This is a genomic window from Ottowia pentelensis, assembly GCF_964341695.1.
In genome coordinates, this window is record NZ_OZ224513.1 from 3116198 (window position 1) to 3134151 (window position 17954).

Below are 17954 nucleotides of genomic sequence, written 5' to 3' on the forward strand. Positions count from 1 at the left end.
GACTATCGTATTTATAGCTGTCCGCGCTTGATGGATGCGCGCCACAGGCCAATTCGACCAAAAAACCCGCCATCCACCGGAGTGACCGCACCATGACGCCTTCGGACCTCGACCGGCGCGCCGCCCAGGTGGCCGACGCCCAGGCCATCGACGCCTTCGCGCGCGATGGCGCGGTGTGCCTGCGTGGCCTGCTGAACCCGGATGAGGTGGCCCTGCTGCGCCGCGGCATCGACGCCAACATCGCCGCGCCCAGCCCGCGCGCCAAGGTGGCCAGCCGCCCCGACGACCCGGGATTTTTCATCGAGGACTTCTGCTGCTGGCCCGAGAACCCGGCCTACCGCCGCTTCATCTTCGACTCGCCCCTGGCCGCCGCCGCCGCATGCCTGATGCAAAGCCGCAGCGTGCGCCTGTACCACGACCACATGCTGACCAAGGAGCCCGGCACGCGCCAGCCCACGCCCTGGCACCAGGACCAGCCCTACTACAACATCGAGGGCCGGCAGAACGTCAGCTTCTGGATTGCCGTCGATCCGGTGCGGCGCCACTCCACGCTGGAGTTTGTCGCCGGCTCGCACCGCGGGCCCTGGCTGATGCCGCGCAGCTTCATGGACAGCCAGGCCAAGTGGTTCCCCGAAGGCAGCCTGCAGGACTTGCCTGACATCGAGGCCGCGCGCGAGCGCTTTCCCATCATTGGCTGGGCGGTCGAGCCGGGCGACGTCGTCGCCTTTCACATGCTCGCCCTGCACGCCAGCGGCGGCGTGGACGGCGACCGGCGCCGGCGCGTGTTCTCGGTGCGCATGCTGGGCGACGACATCACCCACGCGCCGCGCCCCTGGGTCACCTCGCCGCCGTTTCCGGGCCTGGCCGAGCGCCTGCCCGCCGGCGCGCCCATGCACGACGAGGCGCTGTTTCCGCTGCTGTATCAAACGCCCAGATAGGCCTGCTGCACCGCCGGGTCGTCGATCAGCTGGCGCGCCGGGCCGGCCAGCGTGACGCGGCCGTTCTCGATCACGTAGGCGCGGTCGGCCGCGCCCAGCGCCACCTGCACGTCCTGCTCCACCAGCAGCACCGTCACGCCGTTCTTGCGGATCTCGGCCAGCACCTCGGTCAGCTGGTCGACGATCACCGGCGCCAGCCCCAGGCTCATCTCGTCGATCATCATCAGCACCGGCGCGGCCATCAGCGCGCGCGCCATGGCGCACATCTGCTGCTCGCCGCCCGACATGCTGCCCGCCAGCTGGCGCCGACGCTCGCCCAGGCGCGGAAACAGCTGGTACATGCGCTGCAGGTCGCGCGCCACCGCCGCCTTGTCGTGCCGCCGAAACGCGCCCATCAGCAGGTTGTCCTGCACCGTCATGCGGTCGAACAGCTGGCGCCCCTCGGGCACCTGCACCAGGCCGTGGCCGAAGGCCTGGTCCGGCGTCATGGCCGCCAGGTCCTGGCGGTTGAAGCGCAGCGTGCCGGTGCAGGGCAGCAGGCGCGAGAGCACGCGCAGCAGCGTGGTCTTGCCGGCGCCGTTGCTGCCCACCAGGGCCACGATCTCGGCCGCGCGCACCTCGATCGACAGGCCGTGCAGCACCGGCATCAGCCCGTAGCCGGCCGACACCTGCTCCACCCGCAGCAGGGCTTCGGCCGATGACGCGGGCGCGGTACTCATCGCGTGCGCCTCGCGCCCAGGTAGGCCTGCACCACCGTGGCATCGGCCAGCACCTTTTCGGGCGTGCCATCGGCGATCAGCTCGCCATGGTGCAGCACCAAGAGCCGGTCCGACAGGCTGCGGATGGCCTTGATGACGTGCTCGATCACCAGCACGGCGATGCCCTGCTCGCGCACCTTGCGGATCACCGCGATGACCTCCTCGATCTCGACGTGGTTCAGCCCCGCCATCACTTCGTCGCACAACAGCAGGCGCGGCTTCATGGCCAGCGCCTTGGCCAGCTCCAGGCGCTTGCGGCCCGGCCCGCCCAGTTCGTCGGCACGCTGGTCGGCAAAGCCGCCCAGGCCGACAAAGTCAAGGCACTCGCGTGCCTGCGCGCGCGCCCGCGCCAGCTGGGCCTGGCCGCCCCGGTGGCCGAACAGGGCGCCGATGGCCACGTTGTCCAGCACCGACAGGCCGGGAAACGGCCGCATGATCTGGAAGGTGCGGCCTATCCCTAAGCGCGCGCGCCGAAACGCCGGCAGCCGCGTGATGGCCTGGCCGTCGAACAGCACCTCGCCTTCGCTCGGCTCCAGGGTGCCGCTGATCAGGCTGATCAAGGTCGTCTTGCCGGCGCCGTTGGGGCCGATGAGGCCCAGGATCTCGCCCGGCGCCAGCGCAAAGCTGACGTCGTGCACGGCCACCAGGCCGGCAAAGCGCCGGGTGACGTGGCGAACCTCCAACAACGCGCTCATAGCTTGTTCGCCCGCACGTTCTCGCCCAGGTAGCGCCAGGTCAGCGTGCCCAGGCGCGCGCGCCGCGCCAGGTCCATCAGGCCGTGCGGCATCAGCACCACGGCGGCGATGATGACGACACCGAAGAACAGCGTGGCGATGCTGGTGACCTCGCTCGACAGCCACTCGGAGATGGCCGACAGGGTGAAAGCCCCGATGACCGGCCCCAGCACCGTGCCCGCGCCGCCGAACACGGCCATGATGATCATCTTGACGTTCAGCCCGATGTCGAACGCGCTCTCGGGGTCGAGAAAGGTGATCCAGTAGGCGTGGATGCCGCCGGCCAGCGCGCTCAGCACCCCCGAGAGCGTGAACGCCATCACCTTGTAGAGCGTGGTGTTGACGCCCATCACCGCCGCGCCGTCCTCGTTCTCGCGGATGGCGATCAGGCCGAAGCCGAAGCGGCTGCGCGTGAGCCACCACACCACGCCGGTAGAGATCAGCATCAGCCCCAGCGCCAGGCCGTAGAACAGCCGGTCGTCGTTGAGCGGCGGCAACACCAGGCCGATGTTCTGCCCGGCCAGCGGCACGTTGGAGACGATGGCCGCCATCACCCCGGCCAGCGCCAGCGTGGCGATGGCGAAATAGTGGCCGCGCAGGCGCAGCACCGGCACGCCCAGCAGCAGGGCGAAGACCACCGCCAGCAGCACCCCAAAGGCCAGGCCGAAGGCGAACGGCAGGTGCCACTGCACCATGGCGATGGCCACGCCGTAGCTGCCCAGGCCGTAGAACACCGAGTTGCCGAACGAAGCGTAGCCGGTGTAGCCGCCGATGATGTTCCAGCCCTGCGCCAGCACCGCCAGCAGCAGCGCGTTGATGCCGAACTGCACCATCACGTCCGAGCCCCACCAGGGCAGGCTGGCCAGCACCGACAACGCGACGGCCAGGCCGATCCATTGCCAGGCCTTCATGCGGTTCTCCCCAGCAGGCCGGTGGGCCGCACGATCAGCACCAGCGCCAGGATGCCGAAGCTGGCCACGTCGACGAAGGTGGGGCCGACGTACAAGGTGGTCAGCGCCTCGACCACGCCCAGGAACAGGCCGCCCACCAACACGCCCAACGGGTTGTCCAGCCCGCCGATGATGGCGATGGCAAAGGACTTGAGCGTGAGCGAGGCGCCGATGTAGGGGTTGATCTGCGACACCGTGCCGTACAGCCCGCCGGCGGTGCCCGCCAGCGCGATGCCGATGGCGAAGGTCAGCGCGTACAGGTGGCGCGGCTCGACCCCGTGCAGGCGCGCCGCCACCAGGTTCTGCGCCGTCGCGCGAATGGCCCGCCCCAGGCGCGTGTGCAGCAGAAACAGCCACATGCCGAAGGTCAGCGCCAGCGCCACGGCAAAGGCGCCCAGCCGCACCACCGGCAGCACCATCGGCCCCCAGTGCACCTGGTTGCCGGCGTAGGCCGGGTTGATGGCGCGAAAGTCGGCCGAGAACGCCAGCTGCGCCAGGTAGGTCAGCACCACGTCCAGCCCGAAGGTGAGCAGCAGGGTGTTGAACATCGGCGCGCGCACGATCAGGTTGAGCAGGCCGCGCTGCACGCCATAGCCCAGCACGAACATCAGCACCGCCGTGATCGGCAGCCCCAGGAAGGGGTCGATGTGCAGGTAATGAAACAGGTGCCAGGAGCAGTACGCCCCCAGCATGATGAAGGAGCCGTGCGCCAGGTTGACGATGTTGAGCACGCCCCACACCAGCGCCAGGCCCAGGGCCATCACGGCATAGAGCCCGCCCAGCAAGATGCCGTTGGCAAGGACTTGCGCCAGCAGATCCATGGCGTCCGCTCCCTACGGGCGTCGTTCAGCGGTGGGGCCGGGTCAGCGCGCGTTCCAGGCCGGCATGGGGTACTTGGGCGGTGTGACGAAGCCCTTGGCGTTGTAGACCTCGGCCACCTGGCCGCCTTGCACCTGGATGACCAGCTGCGGCAGATTGATCTGCCCGTTGGCGGCAAACTTGATCGGGCCGTACAGACTCTCGAAATCGCTGCCGGCCAGCGCGTCGCGCACCTTTTGCGGGTCCAGGCTGTTGGCTTTTTCAATGGCCATCACCAACGCCTCGACGTCGGCCGCGCCCGAGGCGGCGTGGTAGTCCGGGTCATAGCCGTACTTGGCCTTGTAGGCCTTGGCGAACTGCTCGGCATCGCCGAACCAGCGGTCCTTCAGCGAAGCCACGGGCAGCCAGGCCGTCATGCCGAACGAATAGTCGGCATCCTTGCCCAGCGCCTTGCGAAAGTCCGCGCTGGGCACGCCGACGGTGAACGAATACATCTTGGGCGCGATCGCCAGGCTCTTGGCGTTGCGCACGAAGTTGAGGATCTCGGTCTCGTGCCCCGCCACCAGCACGGCGTCCACGTTCTTGGACTTGATCTGCGACAGCAGCGTGCTGAAGTCGCTGGTGTTGCTGCTGTAACGCTCGTCCATCGCCAAATTGAAGCCGGCCTGCTGCAGCAAGGGCCGCGTGCCCTTGGCCACCGAGACGTCGAACGAATCGTCGGCATACAGCAGCGCCACCGCCTTCGGCGGGTCCTTCAGCGCCTTCATCATCTGGATGGTGCTGCCGAAGTAGTCGCTGGCTGGCGCCAGCGTGCCGAAGATGTACTTGAAGTTGCGCGAAAAAATCTCGTTGGACGCACCGCCGCCCTGCACCATCGGGATCTTGTATTTCTCGGACACCACCGAGTCGGCCAGCTGGAAGTTGCTGGCAAAGCCGCCCAAGAGCAGGTTCACCTTGTCCTGCGTCACCAGTTGCGTGTACTGGCGCACCGACAGGTTCACGTCCGACTGGTTGTCGTACAGCTTGAGCGCCAGCTTGTACGACTTGCCGTCGACCTTGACGCCGCCTTCGGCATTGATCTTGTCGATGGCCATCTCGTAGGCGTCGCGGTAGTAGCGCCCGGTGTTGGCCACCGGCCCGGTGAGTTGCACCGAGGCGCCGAGCACGATTTCCTGCGCCCAGGCCGACGCGGCCGGCGCGGCGGCCAGCACGGCCGCAAAAAAGGAGGAAAGCAAAAACGAGCGCTTGAGCTGCATGGTCGTCCCCTTTGTCGTTGTTTGTCGAGCTCGCCGTCAGCCCTGATGGCGCATCACTCAGGCGCGGTCAGCCTACTCTCCTGTCCATAGTGCTACTAAGCTCATGGTTTTATCGATGAGCGGCCCCGCGTCCATGCGTGCGCTCAATCGGCACGCGCCAGCACCACGGTGCGCTCGTCGATCCAGGCCTGGGCGCGACTGCCGCTGCGCAGGCGATGCGGGTGGCGCGCAAAGCCCACCAGGCGCTGGCCGCCGTCGAGCGCCAGCGTGATTTCATCCAGTTCGGCGCCACGCGCGCACTGCGCCACGCGCCCCGGCAAGGCGCTCTCGCCGGCCAGCGCGGCGGCATCGCCCGGCGGCGCGATGCGCACCGCCGTCGCCTTGGTCAGCACCAGCAGCGCCAGGCCCGGTGCCAGCGCCAGCAGCTCGGCGCTCTCGCGCGTGATGAGCGAGGCCAACTCGCCACTGCCCGCCAGCTGCAGCCGCACCCGTTGCATCGGATCGCGCGCGCGCCCCGCCAGCTCGATCACCTGCGCGCGCAGGTGGTTGCGCATGCTGGTGCGCGGCGCCAGGGCGGCCGTGCCGGCCGGCTGGTCGATGCGCGCCAGCGCGTCGCGGCGCGCGCCCTCCAGCAGCTGCGCGGCGCGCAGCAGGCGCTCGCCCGCCGCCGTGATGCGCGCGCCGCCGCCACCCACGCCGCCGACGCTGCTGTCGACCAGGGCTTCACCGGCCAGGTTGGTCAGGGTGTGCAGCGCCTGCCAGGCCGCCTTGTAACTCACGCCCGCGACGCGCGCGGCCTGCGAGATCGAGCCATGGCGCCCCACCGCCTGCAGGATCTCCAGGCGCTTGTCGGCCTGGGCATCGCCCAGGGCTTGCGCGGACAGTCGGGGTGGGGCCATGCGCGCATTGTGATGCGGCCACGCGCCGTGCCCACGCGCGGGTTGAGTCCGTCAACCGTTATCCCGAATTAGAATAGCGCTGCCCACACCCTTCAAGGAGATGATTTCAATGCGCTGCCTGGTTCGCTCCCTGCTCAAGTCCCTGGTGCCCCTGTTCGCCGTCGCCGCGTGCGCATCGACCGCCCGCGCCAACGTGGTGCAGGTGGCCGTGGCCGCCAACTTCACCGCGCCGGCCAAGGCGCTGGCCGAGATCCTGCACAAGACCACCGGGCACGAGGCCAGGCTGTCCTTCGGCGCCACCGGCGCCTTCTACACGCAGATCAAGAACGGTGCGCCCTTCGACGTGTTCCTGGCCGCCAACGACGAGCGCCCGCTGAGGCTGGAAAAGGAAGGCGACACGGTGCCCGGCACGCGCTTCACCTACGCCCAGGGCCAGCTGGTGCTGTGGTCGGCCAAGCCCGGTTTCGTCGACCAGCAGGGCGCCGTGCTCAAAAACGGCCAATTCAACAAGCTGGCGATTGCCAACCCCAAGCTGGCGCCCTACGGCGCCGCCGCCGTGCAGACGATGGAAAAGCTGGGCCTGATGGCCGCGCTGCAGCCCAAGCTGGTGACGGGCGAGAGCATCGGCCAGACCTACACCTTCATCGCCACCGGCAACGCCGAGCTGGGCTTTGTCGCCCTGTCGCAGGTGCTCGAAGGTGGCAAGCTCAAGGGCGGCTCGGCCTGGGTGGTGCCGGCGCAAGACCACGAGCCGATCGTGCAGGACGCGGTGATGCTCAAGCGCGCCGCCCACAACCCGGCCGCCAAGGCCTGGATGGCGCTGCTGCATTCGGCCGGCGCCAAGGACCTGATCCGCAGCTACGGCTACGCGGTGAAATAGGCGGCCGGATCAAGGCAAAATCGGGCTGCAGCGCTTGCACGACAAGCGCGACCAGCTATCATTTTTCAATCACTCACGCCCCGCCCCCCACGTGAGCGCCACGCCACCCGCCACCTGACACCCATCGGCCCATGCTCGACGCCAACAGCCTGGCCGCCATCCGCCTGACGATCGAGCTGGCGCTGCTCACCACGCTGGTGCTGCTGGTGCTGGGCACGCCGCTGGCCTGGTGGCTGGCGCGCGGGCGCTCGCGCTGGCGCCCCCCGGTGCGCGCGCTGGTGTCGCTGCCGCTGGTGCTGCCGCCCTCGGTGCTGGGCTTTTACCTGCTGGTGGCGCTGGGCGCCCAGGGGCCGCTGGGCCAGCTGACGCAGGCGCTGGGCTGGGGCACGCTGGCCTTCACCTTCTGGGGCCTGCTGCTGGGCTCGCTGATCTACTCGCTGCCCTTCGTGGTGCAGCCGCTGGTCAACGCCTTCGAGAGCCTGGGCGAGCGCCCGCTGGAGGCCGCCGCCACGCTGCGCGCCAGCCCGCTGGACGCCTTCTGGAGCGTGGCGCTGCCGCTGGCGCGGCCCGGCTACGTCACCGGCGCGGTGATGGGCTTTGCGCACACGCTGGGCGAGTTCGGCGTGGTGCTGATGATTGGCGGCAACATCCCGGGGCAGACGCGCACGGTGTCGGTGCTGATCTACGACCAGGTCGAGGCGCTGGACTACGCGCAGGCGCACTGGCTGGCCGGCGGCATGCTGGTGTTCAGCTTCGCGGTGCTGCTGGTGCTGCACCTGACGCAGACGCGCCATCAAGCCGCATGAACCCGCCAGATACTCTCGTTTCAGGAGCTGGCTGCGCAGATTTGGCGGGCGCTGCAGGCCGATTTGATTCAAAAATCGATGCCGACGTGGCGCTGCGCCTGGCCCTGCGCCACGCCACCGGCTTCAGCCTGGAGGTGGACGTGCGCCTGCCCGGCCAGGGCGTCAGCGCCATCTTCGGCCCCTCGGGCTGCGGCAAGACCACGCTGCTGCGCTGCGTCGCCGGGCTGACGCGACCGGCCGCCGGCCACGTCGCGGTCGGCGGCCAGGTGTGGCAGGACGACGCGGCCGGCGTCTGGCGACCCACGCACGCCCGTCCCCTGGGCATGGTGTTTCAAGAGGCCAGCCTGTTCCCGCACCTGACGGTGCATCAAAACCTGGACTTCGGCCGGCGCCGCGTACCGGCAGCCGAGCGGCGCGTGTCGCTGGAGCAGGCCATCGAGCTGCTGGGCATCGGCCACCTGCTGGCGCGCCGGCCCGCCGGCCTGTCGGGCGGCGAGCGCCAGCGCGTGGCCATTGCCCGCGCGCTGGCCACCAGCCCGCGCCTGCTGCTGATGGACGAGCCGCTGGCCTCGCTGGACGCCGCGCGCAAGGCCGAACTGCTGCCCTGGTTCGAGCGGCTGGCGCGCGAGCTGCGCATCCCGGTGCTGTACGTCACCCACGCGCTGGACGAGGTGGCGCGCCTGGCCGACCACCTGCTGCTGCTGGACGGCGGGCGCGTGCGCGCCCAGGGCCCGGCCCACGCCCTGCTGGGCCAGCTGGACATCGCCCGCACCCACGGCGACGCCGCCGGCGCCCTCATCGACGGCCACGTCGGCGCCGTCGACGGCACGCATCACCTGCTGCAGCTGGACTTTGCCGGCGGCACCCTGCTGTGCGTGCCGCCGCCCGGCTCGGCGCCGCGCGCCCTCGGCCAGCCGCTGCGCGTGCGGGTGCTGGCGCGCGACGTCAGCCTGGCCCTCAGCCCCGCGCACGACAGCAGCATCCTGAACGTGCTGCCCGCCACCGTACAGGACCTGGCCGACGACGGCCCGGCCCAGCTGCTGGTGGCGCTGGATCTCGCCGGCACGCGCCTGCTCGCCCGCGTCACGCGCAAGTCGGTCGCGCAGCTGGGCCTGCGCCCCGGCCAGCGGGTGTTCGCGCAGATCAAGGGGGTGGCGGTGCTGGATTGAGCGGGTCCAGGCGCCGATCGAACGCGGCCGTCCGTCCAGTAGAGCGCCCGGCCGCCCCGCCCAGCCACACCGGGTATACCCGCGTCGGAATCCCGCAGGCAGCTATTTACAATCGGCAACCGCCGACCCTTTGCCTGCACACGGTGGCGCCTGACCGGCCCGCCGACGTGCCGAGCGCGTGCCAACCGCACGCGCGCCCCCGTCCACGGAGATCCCGATGCAAGCCCTGCTGAAACTGTCCCGAGCCATCGACCGGCTCAATGCCTTCGTCGGCAAATACGCCATCTGGCTGATTTTTGGCGCCACCGTCATCAGTGCCCTCAACGCCGTCGTGCGCAAGCTGTTCAACTACAGCTCCAACGGCTTTCTCGAAGTCCAGTGGTACCTGTTCGCGTGGTCGTTCCTGGTGGCCGCCGGCTACACGCTGCTCAAGCGCGAGCACGTGCGCATCGACGTGCTCAACAGCCATCTGCCCAAGAAGGTGCAGCTGGCCATCGAGATCATCGGCCTGATCTTCTTCCTCACCCCGCTGTGCATCATCGTGCTGTACTTCACCGTGCCGCTGACCATCCAGATGTACCAGTCGGGCGAGATGTCGAGCAACCCGGGCGGGCTGATCCGCTGGCCGGTGTGGCTGGCGCTGCCGGTGGGCTTTACCCTGCTGCTGCTGCAGGGCTGGTCGGAGCTGATCAAGTGCCTGGCCTTCGTGGCCGGCAAGGGGCCCGACCCCACGATCAAGGCCGATGAACCCAGTGGCGAGCAAGCCCTGATCGAGGCGCTGCGCGCCGCCGAATCGTCCAAGACCGCTGCCCCCGCGCAGGCCCGCTGACCGCGCCGGAGACCGCACGTCATGAGCTTCATCACCGCCAACTTCGCCCCGATCATGTTCATCGGGCTGATCTGCTTTCTGATCCTGGGTTTTCCGGTCGCCTTTTCGCTGGGCGCGGCCGGCATGTTCTTCGGCCTGCTCGGGGTCTGGCTCGACATCTTCCCGACCGCCATCCTGTCGGTGCTGCCGCTGCGCCTGATCGGCATCATGGCCAACGAGACGCTGCTGGCCGTGCCTTTCTTCACGCTGATGGGCCTGATCCTGGAGCGCAGCGGCATGGCCGAAGACCTGCTGGAAACGGTGGGCCAGGTGTTCGGCCCGCTGCGCGGCGGCGTGGCGCTGGCGGTGGTGCTGGTGGGCGCCATGCTGGCGGCCACCACCGGCGTCGTCGCCGCCTCGGTGATCTCGATGGGCCTGATCTCCATGCCCATCATGCTGCGCTACGGCTACAGCCGCAGCCTGGCCAGCGGCGTGATCGCCGCCTCCGGCACGCTGGCGCAAGTCATCCCGCCCTCGCTGGTGCTGATCGTGCTGTCCGACCAGATGGGCAAGAGCGTGGGCGACATGTACAAGGGCGCCTTCATCCCCGGCTTCATGCTGATGGGCCTGTACATCCTGTTCATCGTGGCGCTGGCCGTCTTCAAGCCCAAGATGGTGCCGGCGCTGCCGCCCGAGGCGCGCGCGTTCCGCGAACCCAACGGACACTCCGGCTATCGCTCGCTCGCCCTGCTCGCCCTGCTGTCCGTCATCGTGGGCGTGGTGCTGGGCAAGAACATGGAGGCCGTCCACACCTGGTGGCAGGGCGAGGTGGTCAGCTTCGTGCCGACCGACGAGCGCATCGTGGTGGCCATGTGCGGCGGCACCTTCGTCGCCTGGCTGATCGCGGTCATCAACCGCGTGACGCACCTGGGCCTGCTGTCCAAGCTGGCCGAGCGCGTGACCTTCGTGCTGATCCCGCCGCTGCTGCTGATCTTCCTGGTGCTGGGCACCATCTTCCTGGGCGTGGCCACGCCCACCGAGGGCGGCGCCATGGGCGCCATGGGCGCGCTCATCATGGCCACGATGCGCAAGCGCCTGACCTGGTCGCTGCTGCGCCAGGCGCTGGACACCACCACCAAGCTCGCGTCCTTCGTGATGTTCATCCTGGTCGGCGCCACCGTCTTCAGCATGGTGTTCCAGGCCGCCGACGGGCCGGTGTGGGTGGAGCACCTGCTGACCAAGCTGCCGGGCGGCGAGGTGGGCTTCCTGATCTTCGTGAACGTGCTGATCTTCTTCCTGGCGTTCTTCCTGGACTTCTTCGAGCTGTCCTTCATCGTGGTGCCGGTGCTGGCGCCCATCGCCGACAAGATGGGCATCGACCTGATCTGGTTCGGCGTGCTGCTGGCGGTCAACATGCAGACCTCGTTCCTGCACCCGCCGTTCGGCTTCGCGCTGTTCTACCTGCGCTCGGTCGCGCCCGAGAAGCCCTACGTGGACCACGTCACCGGCAAGACCATGGCACCGGTGACCACCATGCAGATCTACAAGGGCGCCATCCCCTTCCTGCTGCTGCAGCTGACCATGGTGGCCGTCCTGATCGCCTTCCCTGGCCTGGTGACGGGCAACCTGGACAAGAAGGTCAAGATCGACATGAAGGCGGTGGGCGAGCAGATGATGGAGCAGCTGAACCAGAACGAAGGCTCGGACTTCAACAGCCTGCCCGAGGGCCTGCACCCGCCCGGCGGCGCGGGCGCCGGCGCCCCCGCCAGCGCGCCGGGTGCCGCCGCCCCCGCCGCGGTGCCGTCCGATACCGGCCAGGGGCCCGTGGGCGAGGAAATCGACCCGATGAAGGCGATCCAGGACTCGCTGGGCAAGAAGTAGCGCGGCCCGGTACTGGTGCAACAAAAAAACCGCAGCTCGAGGGCTGCGGTTTTTCGTTCGGGCGCCACGCCGGGCACCCGGCGCGCGCAGGGCGCGAAGATCAGATCTTCAGCGAGGCCATGTCCTGCGTGAAGACCAGCTCGGAGACGCGGTTCCAGAGGATCTGGTCGCGCTGGAAGGCGCGCATGTCCTCGAACACCTTCTTGAAGAAGGGGTCCTTGGCGCTGTGCTCGGCGTAGACCTCCTGCGCCGCCTTGAAGCCGGCCTCGACCACCACCTTGGGGAAGCGCTTGAGCTGGGTGCCACTGGCCACCAGGCGCTTGAGCGAGGTCGGGTTCAGGTACAGGTACTTGGACGTGCCGTCGTTGTAGGCCACGTCGGCCGCGGCGCGCACGATGGCCTGGTTCTCGGCCGAGAGCTTGGCAAAGGCCTTCTTGTTGATGAAGAACTCCAGGTCGGCGCCGCCCTCCCACCAGCCGCCGTAGTAGTAGTACTTGGCAACCTTGTTCCAGCCCATCTTCTCGTCGTCGTAGGGGCCGACGAACTCGGCCGCGTCCAGCGTGCCCTTTTCCAGCGCCTGGTACACATCGCCGCCCGGCATGTTCTGCGCCACCACGCCCAGCTTGGCCATGGACTCGCCGAACACGCCGCCGCCCAGGCGCATCTTCAGGCCCTTGAAATCCGCCGGCGTGTTCATTTCCTTGCGGTACCAGCCGCCCATCTGCGTGCCGGTGTTCAGGGCGCTGATGCCGAAGAAGTTGTACTTGCCGTACAGCTCGTCCATCAGCTTGTGGCCGTTGCCGTGCAGCTTCCAGGCCTGGTTTTCCTGCGCCGTGAAGCCGAAGGGGACGGCGCAGCCGAAGGCGAAGGACGGGTCCTTGCCGGTGTAGTAGTAGGCCGAGGTCTCGCCCATCTCGATCGAGTCGTCGGCCAGCGCGTCGACGATGCCGAAGGCCGGGATCAGCTCGCCCGCCGCGTGCACCGACACCTCGAACTTGCCGCTGGACAGCGCCTTGACGGTGTCGGAGAACTTGACGGCGCAGCCGTGCAGCGTCTCCAGCGCCTTGGGGAAGCTGGTGGCCAGGCGCCAGCGCACGGCGGCCTGCGCGTGCACCGCCGGCGCGATGCCGGCGGCCAGGACACCGGCGATGCCCGTGTGCTTGATCAGGGAACGACGATCCATAAATTTCTCTCCAGGTTGAGGGATGCGAAAATCCGCGTTGGGGCTTCGAGTGTATTCAAATGTGCGCCCCGCGCATCCGGGACTATACCCAGCCGCACGTGCCCCGACGGCGCCGGAGCCCTGGCCAGAATGTCAGTTCTGGCCCGAGACGGCGCGCAATTCGGCCGCCGCGCCCACCAGGGCGCCGAAGCGCCGGCGGATCGAGCGCTCGATGCCGGCGGCGTCCAGCCCCTCGAGCGCCAGCAGGCGCGCCGGGTCGCCATGCTCGATGAAGCGGTCGGGCAGGCCCAGCTGCAGCAGCGGCAGGACCAGGCCGGCGTCCGCCAGCGCCTCGGCCACGGCGCTGCCGGCCCCGCCCATGATGGCGCCCTCTTCCAGCGTCACCAGGGCCTCGTGGCTGGCGGCCACCTGCCGAAGCAGATCGAGGTCGAGCGGCTTGGCCCAGCGCATGTTGACGACGGTGGCGTTCAGCCGCTCGGCCGCTTCCAGCGCCGGGTACAGCAGGGTGCCGAAGGCCAGGATGGCGATGCGCTGGCCGCTGCGGCGCACTTCGCCCTTGCCGAAGGGCAGGCCGCTCAGCTCGGCCAGCGGCGCCACGCCCACGCCGGCGCCGCGCGGGTAGCGCACGGCCACCGGGTGGTCTTGCTCGAAGGCGGTGCTGAGCAGCTGGCGGCATTCGCGCTCGTCGGCCGGGCAGGCCAGGCTGACGCTGGGGATGCAGCGCAGGTAGGCGATGTCGTAATTGCCGGCGTGCGTGGCGCCGTCGGCACCGACGATGCCCGCGCGATCGAGCGCGAACACCACCGGCAGCTTCTGGATCGCCACGTCGTGAATGAGCTGGTCGTAGCCGCGCTGCAGGAAGGTGGAATAAATGGCCACCACGGGCTTGAGCCCCTCGCAGGCCAGGCCGGCGGCAAAGGTCACGGCGTGCTGCTCGGCGATGCCGACGTCGTAGTAGCGCTCCGGGAAGCGCTTTTGAAACTCCACCAGGCCCGAGCCCTCGCGCATGGCGGGGGTAATGCCGACCAGGCGCTTGTCCTGCGCCGCCATGTCGCACAGCCACTGGCCGAACACCTGGGTGAAGGTCTGCTTGGCGGGCTTGGCCGGCGGCACCAGGCCGACGGCCGGGTCGAACTTGCCGGGGCCGTGGTAGGCCACGGGGTCGGCCTCGGCCAGCTTGTAGCCCTGGCCCTTTCGGGTGACCACGTGCAGAAACTGCGGGCCGGCCTTGTCCTGCATCAGGCCGCGGATGTTTTCCAGCGTGGGGATCAGCGCGTCCAGGTCGTGCCCGTCGATCGGGCCGATGTAGTTGAAGCCGAACTTCTCGAACAGCGTGGCCGGCACCACCATGCCCTTGGCCTGCTGCTCCAGCCGCTTGGCCAGCTCGAACAGCGGCGGCACCGGGCCCAGCACGGTCTTGCCGACGCTCTTGGCGGCGGCGTAGAAGCCACCGCTCATCAACTGCGCCAGGTAGCGGTTGAGCGCGCCCACCGGCGGGCTGATCGACATGTCGTTGTCGTTGAGGATGACCAGCAGGCGCGCGTCACGCTCGACGCCGGCGTTGTTGAGCGCCTCGAAGGCCATGCCGGCGGTCATGGCGCCGTCACCGATGATGGCCACCACCTTGCGGTCCTCGCCCTTTTGCCGCGCGGCCAGCGCCATGCCCAGCGCCGCCGAGATGCTGGTGGACGAATGCGCGGTGCCGAAGGTGTCGTATTCGCTCTCGTCGCGGCGCGGAAAGCCCGACATGCCGCCCAGCTGGCGCAGCGTGGGCATGCGCTCGCGCCGGCCGGTCAAGATCTTGTGCGGATAGGTCTGATGGCCCACGTCCCACACCAGCCGGTCCTCGGGCGTGTTGAACACGGTGTGCAGGGCGATGGTGAGCTCCACCGTGCCCAGGTTGGAGCTGAGGTGCCCGCCGGTGCGCGCGACGTTGGTCAGCACGCATTCGCGCAGTTCGTCGGCCAGCCGCTGCAGCTGGGCGCGCGGCAGGCGCCGCAGCGCGGCCGGGTCGGCGATGGTGTCAAGAAGAGGGGTCGAGTGGGTCATGTCAGTTGTCCATGGTGCTGCGCATCACCTGGAGAGCATGAAACCAAAAGAATCAAACGGCCGCGGAGCAGGCCAGGCCAGCGATCGCCGTGGCCGGGGTATCCCCGGCCAGTGGCGATGCCCCCTTGAGGGGGGAGGCGAAACATCGCGCAGCGAGTGGAGCAACGGGGCGGGGTTCATTTCAATGCGTGCGTTGCACCACCTGGTCGGCCAGGGCGCGCAGGGCCGCCACGTCGGGCAGGCCGCTGGCGCCCAGGGCGTCGTGTGCCTGCACGCGCAGGCGCTCGGCCAGCGCGCGCGCCGGCGCCAGGCCCAGCAGCGACACATAGGTGGGTTTGTCGGCCTGGGCGTCCTTGCCGGCGGTCTTGCCCAGGGCGGCGGAATCGGCGGTCACGTCCAGGATGTCGTCGACCACCTGAAAGGCCAGGCCCAGCGCGGCGCCATAGTCGCGCAGCGCGGCCTGGGCACGGCCGCCCAAGGCCTGCGGCGCGCAGGCGGCGCCCATGAGCACGCTGGCCTGCAGCAATGCCCCGGTCTTGAGCTGGTGCATGTGGCGCAGCTGGGACTCGGTCAAGGGTTTGCCGACGCTGGCCAGGTCGATCGCCTGCCCGCCCGCCATGCCCTGCGCGCCCGCGGCGCGCGCCAGCAGGCGCGCCAGAGCGGCCTGCATGGCCGCGGGCACGGCCGGTCCCTCGGGCAGCAGGCACTCGAAGGCCAGCGCCTGCAGCGCGTCGCCCGCCAGCAGGGCCTGGGCCTCGCCGAACTTGACGTGCACCGTGGGCTTGCCGCGGCGCAGCACGTCGTCGTCCATGCAGGGCAGGTCGTCGTGCACCAGCGAATAGGCGTGGATCAGCTCGACCGCGCAGGCGGCGCCCAGGGCCGCGTCGGGGTTGCCGTGCACGGCCTCGCTGGCGGCCAGCACCAGCAGCGCACGCAGACGCTTGCCGCCGTCCAGCACGGCGTAGCGCATGGCCGCGCCCAAGCCGGCCGGTGCGTCGGGTGGCACCCAGCCGGCCAGCGCGGCTTCGACGCCTTGCCGCCGGGCCTGCGCCCAGGCTGAAAAGTCCAGCACCGCCATGTCAGACGTCGAGTCCATGCACGCCGCCCTGCTCGTCCAGCACCTTGACCTGCTCCTCGAGCACCTGCAGGCGCTCGCGGCAGTAGCGCAGCAGTTCGGCGCCGCGCTGATACTGGCCCAGCAGCTCTTCCAGCGGCAGCTGACCGGATTCCAGCTGGGCGAGGAGCTGTTCGAGCTGCTGCACGGCGTCGCCGTAGCTGGCGGGGGCGGCGGAAGGCGGTGGGGGTTTCTTGGTCATGGCGGGACGAAGGGCGTATTTTAGGCCGCCGCCCATCCACCGCGGCCACCGCGGCCGCTGTCGATCGCCACTAAGTTCTGAACTCAAACGCACAGCGGGATAGAGGCACTTGCGCGAAGTCGAATCATTTGCCTTTGAACGCGTGTTTCACTCAGCTCTGAATTCCTCGCGATTTGTGTCACTCAGTTCTGAATATTTCACACTACCGACTGCCACCGTGCTCACCGCACGCATGATCGCTTCCTCTGCAGCGAACGTCCATCGTCCCGGCGCCGCCTCGGTGAACCGATACACCGCCGCGTTGGGCATCGGCAAGCCTTGCTGGAATCGCCTGAAGGCCTTCATCCCCAAGCTGTCCCCAGCCGAGAACCCCATCAGTTGCCAAGTCAGCATGCCGATCCACATGCCATGGCCAAAAAGCACGGCGCCGTCGGGCAGCGACAGCATGGCACCCGTTCGGAAGCACTCGACCCGTTGCGCGAATTCACGAAAGGTTTCGGCCCTGGGGCCCATGCGCTTGTCAGGATCACCCTCGGCCCAGTACGCGTCCATGATCGGCCGTCGCTCGCCCCCGGTCATTCCTTGGAACAACTCCGGGTCGATGGTGTCGAATTCGTGCAATTGATCGATAACCTGATCCGCCAGTCCCGTGCGCACGCAGTAAGGCTCAGCGCTTTGACGTGCGCGCAGAAACGGCGAACTGCAGATCATGGCGGGCTTCGCCGGCAAGCACTCGGCCAGCAGCTCCGTCTGCCGACGGCCAAGCTCCGTCAAAGGAATGGCATGGTGCTCCATGGTCACACCGCCGGCGTTGGCCAGACTCTGGCCATGGCGTACTAGCATCAGTGTGCGCAAGGGTTGTCGCTCCTTCAGTCGGCAATACTCCTCCTGCACGAGGTCATAGAACACATCCGTCGGCGTGTCGCTCCAGTCGTCATCTAATATGAATTCGTTCCACGCAGCTCGCCCCGAAAAGGCGAGCACCGCGTAATCCAGCCAGGTGGTGTAGCCCTGCGGCACAGGAGGTTGTCGGGATGATTTTTTGTGGGTCATGGAAACCCGTGAGCAAGCTATGGAGTCACCTACGCACCTCGCACGAATCTTTCGATCCTCTCTACGGTCCGATCGAGTGCAGCCTTGTTCGTGATCTGGCACTCCCATGCCACGGCAACCCGCCAGCCGAGGGCTCGCAGGTCGCGCATGTTGGAATGATCTCGCCGCAGATTCCGAGCAAACTTCTCTTGCCAGAACGCCGTGTTCGACTGGGGGACCTTCGCCACCTTGCAGTTCTTGTGCTGGTGCCAGAAGCATCCGTGAATGAACACCACCGCCCCGTGTCGAGGGAAAACCAGGTCAGGTCGGCCTGGAAGCCCGGTTACGTGCAAGCGATATCGAAGCCCCTTCCGGTGCAAGGCGCTCCGGAGCAGCAATTCCGGGCACGTGTCCTGTCCCTTGATGCGGGACATGCGTTCCGATCGCTGCTCCGGAGACATGATGTCTGCCATTGC

Annotated in this window: 18 protein-coding genes; 6 read left to right on the forward strand and 12 right to left on the reverse strand. The window is 68.5% G+C overall.

The window, feature by feature from the left end; genetic code table 11:
• The first annotated feature begins 92 nt into the window (after positions 1-92).
• Positions 93-938 carry a phytanoyl-CoA dioxygenase family protein gene (locus tag ACWHMB_RS15050; RefSeq protein ID WP_377483949.1) on the forward strand — a complete coding sequence of 282 codons (846 nt, stop codon included), beginning with the start codon at positions 93-95 and terminating at the stop codon, positions 936-938.
• Here ACWHMB_RS15050 and ACWHMB_RS15055 read toward each other — a convergent pair.
• The 6 genes from ACWHMB_RS15055 to ACWHMB_RS15080 all read right to left on the reverse strand — a co-directional run bounded on the left by ACWHMB_RS15055 (position 923) and on the right by ACWHMB_RS15080 (position 6354).
• A complete protein-coding gene (locus ACWHMB_RS15055) occupies positions 923-1657 on the reverse strand; it encodes an ABC transporter ATP-binding protein (RefSeq protein ID WP_377483951.1) in 735 nt (244 codons plus the stop codon). The genes ACWHMB_RS15050 and ACWHMB_RS15055 overlap by 16 nt on opposite strands.
• Positions 1654-2391, reverse strand: a complete 738-nt coding sequence (locus ACWHMB_RS15060) for an ABC transporter ATP-binding protein (RefSeq protein WP_377483953.1) — start codon at positions 2389-2391, stop codon at positions 1654-1656. The genes ACWHMB_RS15055 and ACWHMB_RS15060 overlap by 4 nt, the downstream gene beginning before the upstream one ends.
• On the reverse strand, positions 2388-3341 hold the full coding sequence (locus ACWHMB_RS15065) for a branched-chain amino acid ABC transporter permease (protein WP_377483956.1): 954 nt from the start codon (positions 3339-3341) through the stop codon (positions 2388-2390). The genes ACWHMB_RS15060 and ACWHMB_RS15065 overlap by 4 nt, the downstream gene beginning before the upstream one ends.
• A complete protein-coding gene (locus ACWHMB_RS15070) occupies positions 3338-4201 on the reverse strand; it encodes a branched-chain amino acid ABC transporter permease (RefSeq protein ID WP_377483958.1) in 864 nt (287 codons plus the stop codon). The genes ACWHMB_RS15065 and ACWHMB_RS15070 overlap by 4 nt, the downstream gene beginning before the upstream one ends.
• 42 nt (positions 4202-4243) lie before the next feature.
• Entirely contained in the window at positions 4244-5455 is a 1212-nt protein-coding gene (locus tag ACWHMB_RS15075) for an amino acid ABC transporter substrate-binding protein (RefSeq protein ID WP_377483960.1), read from the reverse strand.
• A 143-nt stretch (positions 5456-5598) separates the two neighbouring features.
• Positions 5599-6354 (reverse strand): TOBE domain-containing protein, encoded by a 756-nt coding sequence (locus tag ACWHMB_RS15080; protein WP_377483962.1) that lies wholly within the window; start codon positions 6352-6354, stop codon positions 5599-5601.
• 109 nt (positions 6355-6463) lie between these two features.
• Between ACWHMB_RS15080 and modA the strand changes: the two genes are divergently transcribed.
• From modA to ACWHMB_RS15105, 5 genes are all read left to right on the forward strand, one after another.
• Entirely contained in the window at positions 6464-7234 is a 771-nt protein-coding gene (gene modA, locus ACWHMB_RS15085) for a molybdate ABC transporter substrate-binding protein (protein WP_447648578.1), read from the forward strand.
• A 131-nt stretch (positions 7235-7365) separates the two neighbouring features.
• Positions 7366-8040: a molybdate ABC transporter permease subunit gene (gene modB / locus ACWHMB_RS15090; protein ID WP_377483967.1), complete on the forward strand. Its 675-nt coding sequence runs from the start codon at positions 7366-7368 to the stop codon at positions 8038-8040.
• An 86-nt stretch (positions 8041-8126) separates the two neighbouring features.
• Positions 8127-9209: a molybdenum ABC transporter ATP-binding protein gene (gene modC, locus ACWHMB_RS15095; protein ID WP_377483969.1), complete on the forward strand. Its 1083-nt coding sequence runs from the start codon at positions 8127-8129 to the stop codon at positions 9207-9209.
• A 217-nt stretch (positions 9210-9426) separates the two neighbouring features.
• Positions 9427-10038, forward strand: coding sequence for a TRAP transporter small permease subunit (locus ACWHMB_RS15100; protein ID WP_377483971.1), 612 nt, complete (start codon positions 9427-9429; stop codon positions 10036-10038).
• Positions 10039-10059: 21 nt separating this feature from the next.
• Positions 10060-11898: a TRAP transporter large permease gene (locus tag ACWHMB_RS15105; protein ID WP_377483974.1), complete on the forward strand. Its 1839-nt coding sequence runs from the start codon at positions 10060-10062 to the stop codon at positions 11896-11898.
• A gap of 100 nt (positions 11899-11998) precedes the next feature.
• Here the strand turns inward: ACWHMB_RS15105 and ACWHMB_RS15110 are convergent, their stop codons facing one another.
• The 6 genes from ACWHMB_RS15110 to ACWHMB_RS15135 all read right to left on the reverse strand — a co-directional run bounded on the left by ACWHMB_RS15110 (position 11999) and on the right by ACWHMB_RS15135 (position 17951).
• The gene (locus ACWHMB_RS15110) at positions 11999-13081 is read right to left on the reverse strand and encodes a TRAP transporter substrate-binding protein (protein ID WP_377483976.1); all 1083 of its coding nucleotides are present in this window, start codon (positions 13079-13081) and stop codon (positions 11999-12001) included.
• Positions 13082-13213: 132 nt separating this feature from the next.
• The gene (dxs, locus tag ACWHMB_RS15115) at positions 13214-15130 is read right to left on the reverse strand and encodes a 1-deoxy-D-xylulose-5-phosphate synthase (protein WP_377483978.1); all 1917 of its coding nucleotides are present in this window, start codon (positions 15128-15130) and stop codon (positions 13214-13216) included.
• Positions 15131-15311: 181 nt separating this feature from the next.
• Positions 15312-16208: a polyprenyl synthetase family protein gene (locus ACWHMB_RS15120; RefSeq protein ID WP_377484151.1), complete on the reverse strand. Its 897-nt coding sequence runs from the start codon at positions 16206-16208 to the stop codon at positions 15312-15314.
• A gap of 1 nt (position 16209) precedes the next feature.
• Positions 16210-16446, reverse strand: coding sequence for an exodeoxyribonuclease VII small subunit (gene xseB, locus ACWHMB_RS15125; protein WP_377483980.1), 237 nt, complete (start codon positions 16444-16446; stop codon positions 16210-16212).
• A gap of 147 nt (positions 16447-16593) precedes the next feature.
• Positions 16594-17499 (reverse strand): histidine phosphatase family protein, encoded by a 906-nt coding sequence (locus ACWHMB_RS15130; protein WP_377483983.1) that lies wholly within the window; start codon positions 17497-17499, stop codon positions 16594-16596.
• Positions 17500-17528: 29 nt separating this feature from the next.
• A complete protein-coding gene (locus ACWHMB_RS15135; protein ID WP_377483986.1) occupies positions 17529-17951 on the reverse strand; it encodes a very short patch repair endonuclease in 423 nt (140 codons plus the stop codon).
• Positions 17952-17954 lie beyond the last annotated feature (3 nt).

Bases quoted from the DNA above. Each gene is read 5' to 3' on its own strand.
- ACWHMB_RS15110 (WP_377483976.1), bottom strand. From the start codon at position 13,081: ATGGATCGTCGTTCCCTGATCAAGCACACGGGCATCGCCGGTGTCCTG.
- ACWHMB_RS15120 (WP_377484151.1), bottom strand. From the start codon at position 16,208: ATGGCGGTGCTGGACTTTTCAGCCTGGGCGCAGGCCCGGCGGCAAGGC.
- dxs (WP_377483978.1), bottom strand. From the start codon at position 15,130: ATGACCCACTCGACCCCTCTTCTTGACACCATCGCCGACCCGGCCGCG.
- ACWHMB_RS15065 (WP_377483956.1), bottom strand. From the start codon at position 3,341: ATGAAGGCCTGGCAATGGATCGGCCTGGCCGTCGCGTTGTCGGTGCTG.
- ACWHMB_RS15105 (WP_377483974.1), top strand. From the start codon at position 10,060: ATGAGCTTCATCACCGCCAACTTCGCCCCGATCATGTTCATCGGGCTG.
- xseB (WP_377483980.1), bottom strand. From the start codon at position 16,446: ATGACCAAGAAACCCCCACCGCCTTCCGCCGCCCCCGCCAGCTACGGC.
- ACWHMB_RS15055 (WP_377483951.1), bottom strand. From the start codon at position 1,657: ATGAGTACCGCGCCCGCGTCATCGGCCGAAGCCCTGCTGCGGGTGGAG.
- ACWHMB_RS15075 (WP_377483960.1), bottom strand. From the start codon at position 5,455: ATGCAGCTCAAGCGCTCGTTTTTGCTTTCCTCCTTTTTTGCGGCCGTG.
- modA (WP_447648578.1), top strand. From the start codon at position 6,464: ATGCGCTGCCTGGTTCGCTCCCTGCTCAAGTCCCTGGTGCCCCTGTTC.
- ACWHMB_RS15100 (WP_377483971.1), top strand. From the start codon at position 9,427: ATGCAAGCCCTGCTGAAACTGTCCCGAGCCATCGACCGGCTCAATGCC.
- ACWHMB_RS15050 (WP_377483949.1), top strand. From the start codon at position 93: ATGACGCCTTCGGACCTCGACCGGCGCGCCGCCCAGGTGGCCGACGCC.
- ACWHMB_RS15080 (WP_377483962.1), bottom strand. From the start codon at position 6,354: ATGGCCCCACCCCGACTGTCCGCGCAAGCCCTGGGCGATGCCCAGGCC.
- ACWHMB_RS15130 (WP_377483983.1), bottom strand. From the start codon at position 17,499: ATGACCCACAAAAAATCATCCCGACAACCTCCTGTGCCGCAGGGCTAC.
- ACWHMB_RS15135 (WP_377483986.1), bottom strand. From the start codon at position 17,951: ATGGCAGACATCATGTCTCCGGAGCAGCGATCGGAACGCATGTCCCGC.
- ACWHMB_RS15060 (WP_377483953.1), bottom strand. From the start codon at position 2,391: ATGAGCGCGTTGTTGGAGGTTCGCCACGTCACCCGGCGCTTTGCCGGC.
- modB (WP_377483967.1), top strand. From the start codon at position 7,366: ATGCTCGACGCCAACAGCCTGGCCGCCATCCGCCTGACGATCGAGCTG.
- ACWHMB_RS15070 (WP_377483958.1), bottom strand. From the start codon at position 4,201: ATGGATCTGCTGGCGCAAGTCCTTGCCAACGGCATCTTGCTGGGCGGG.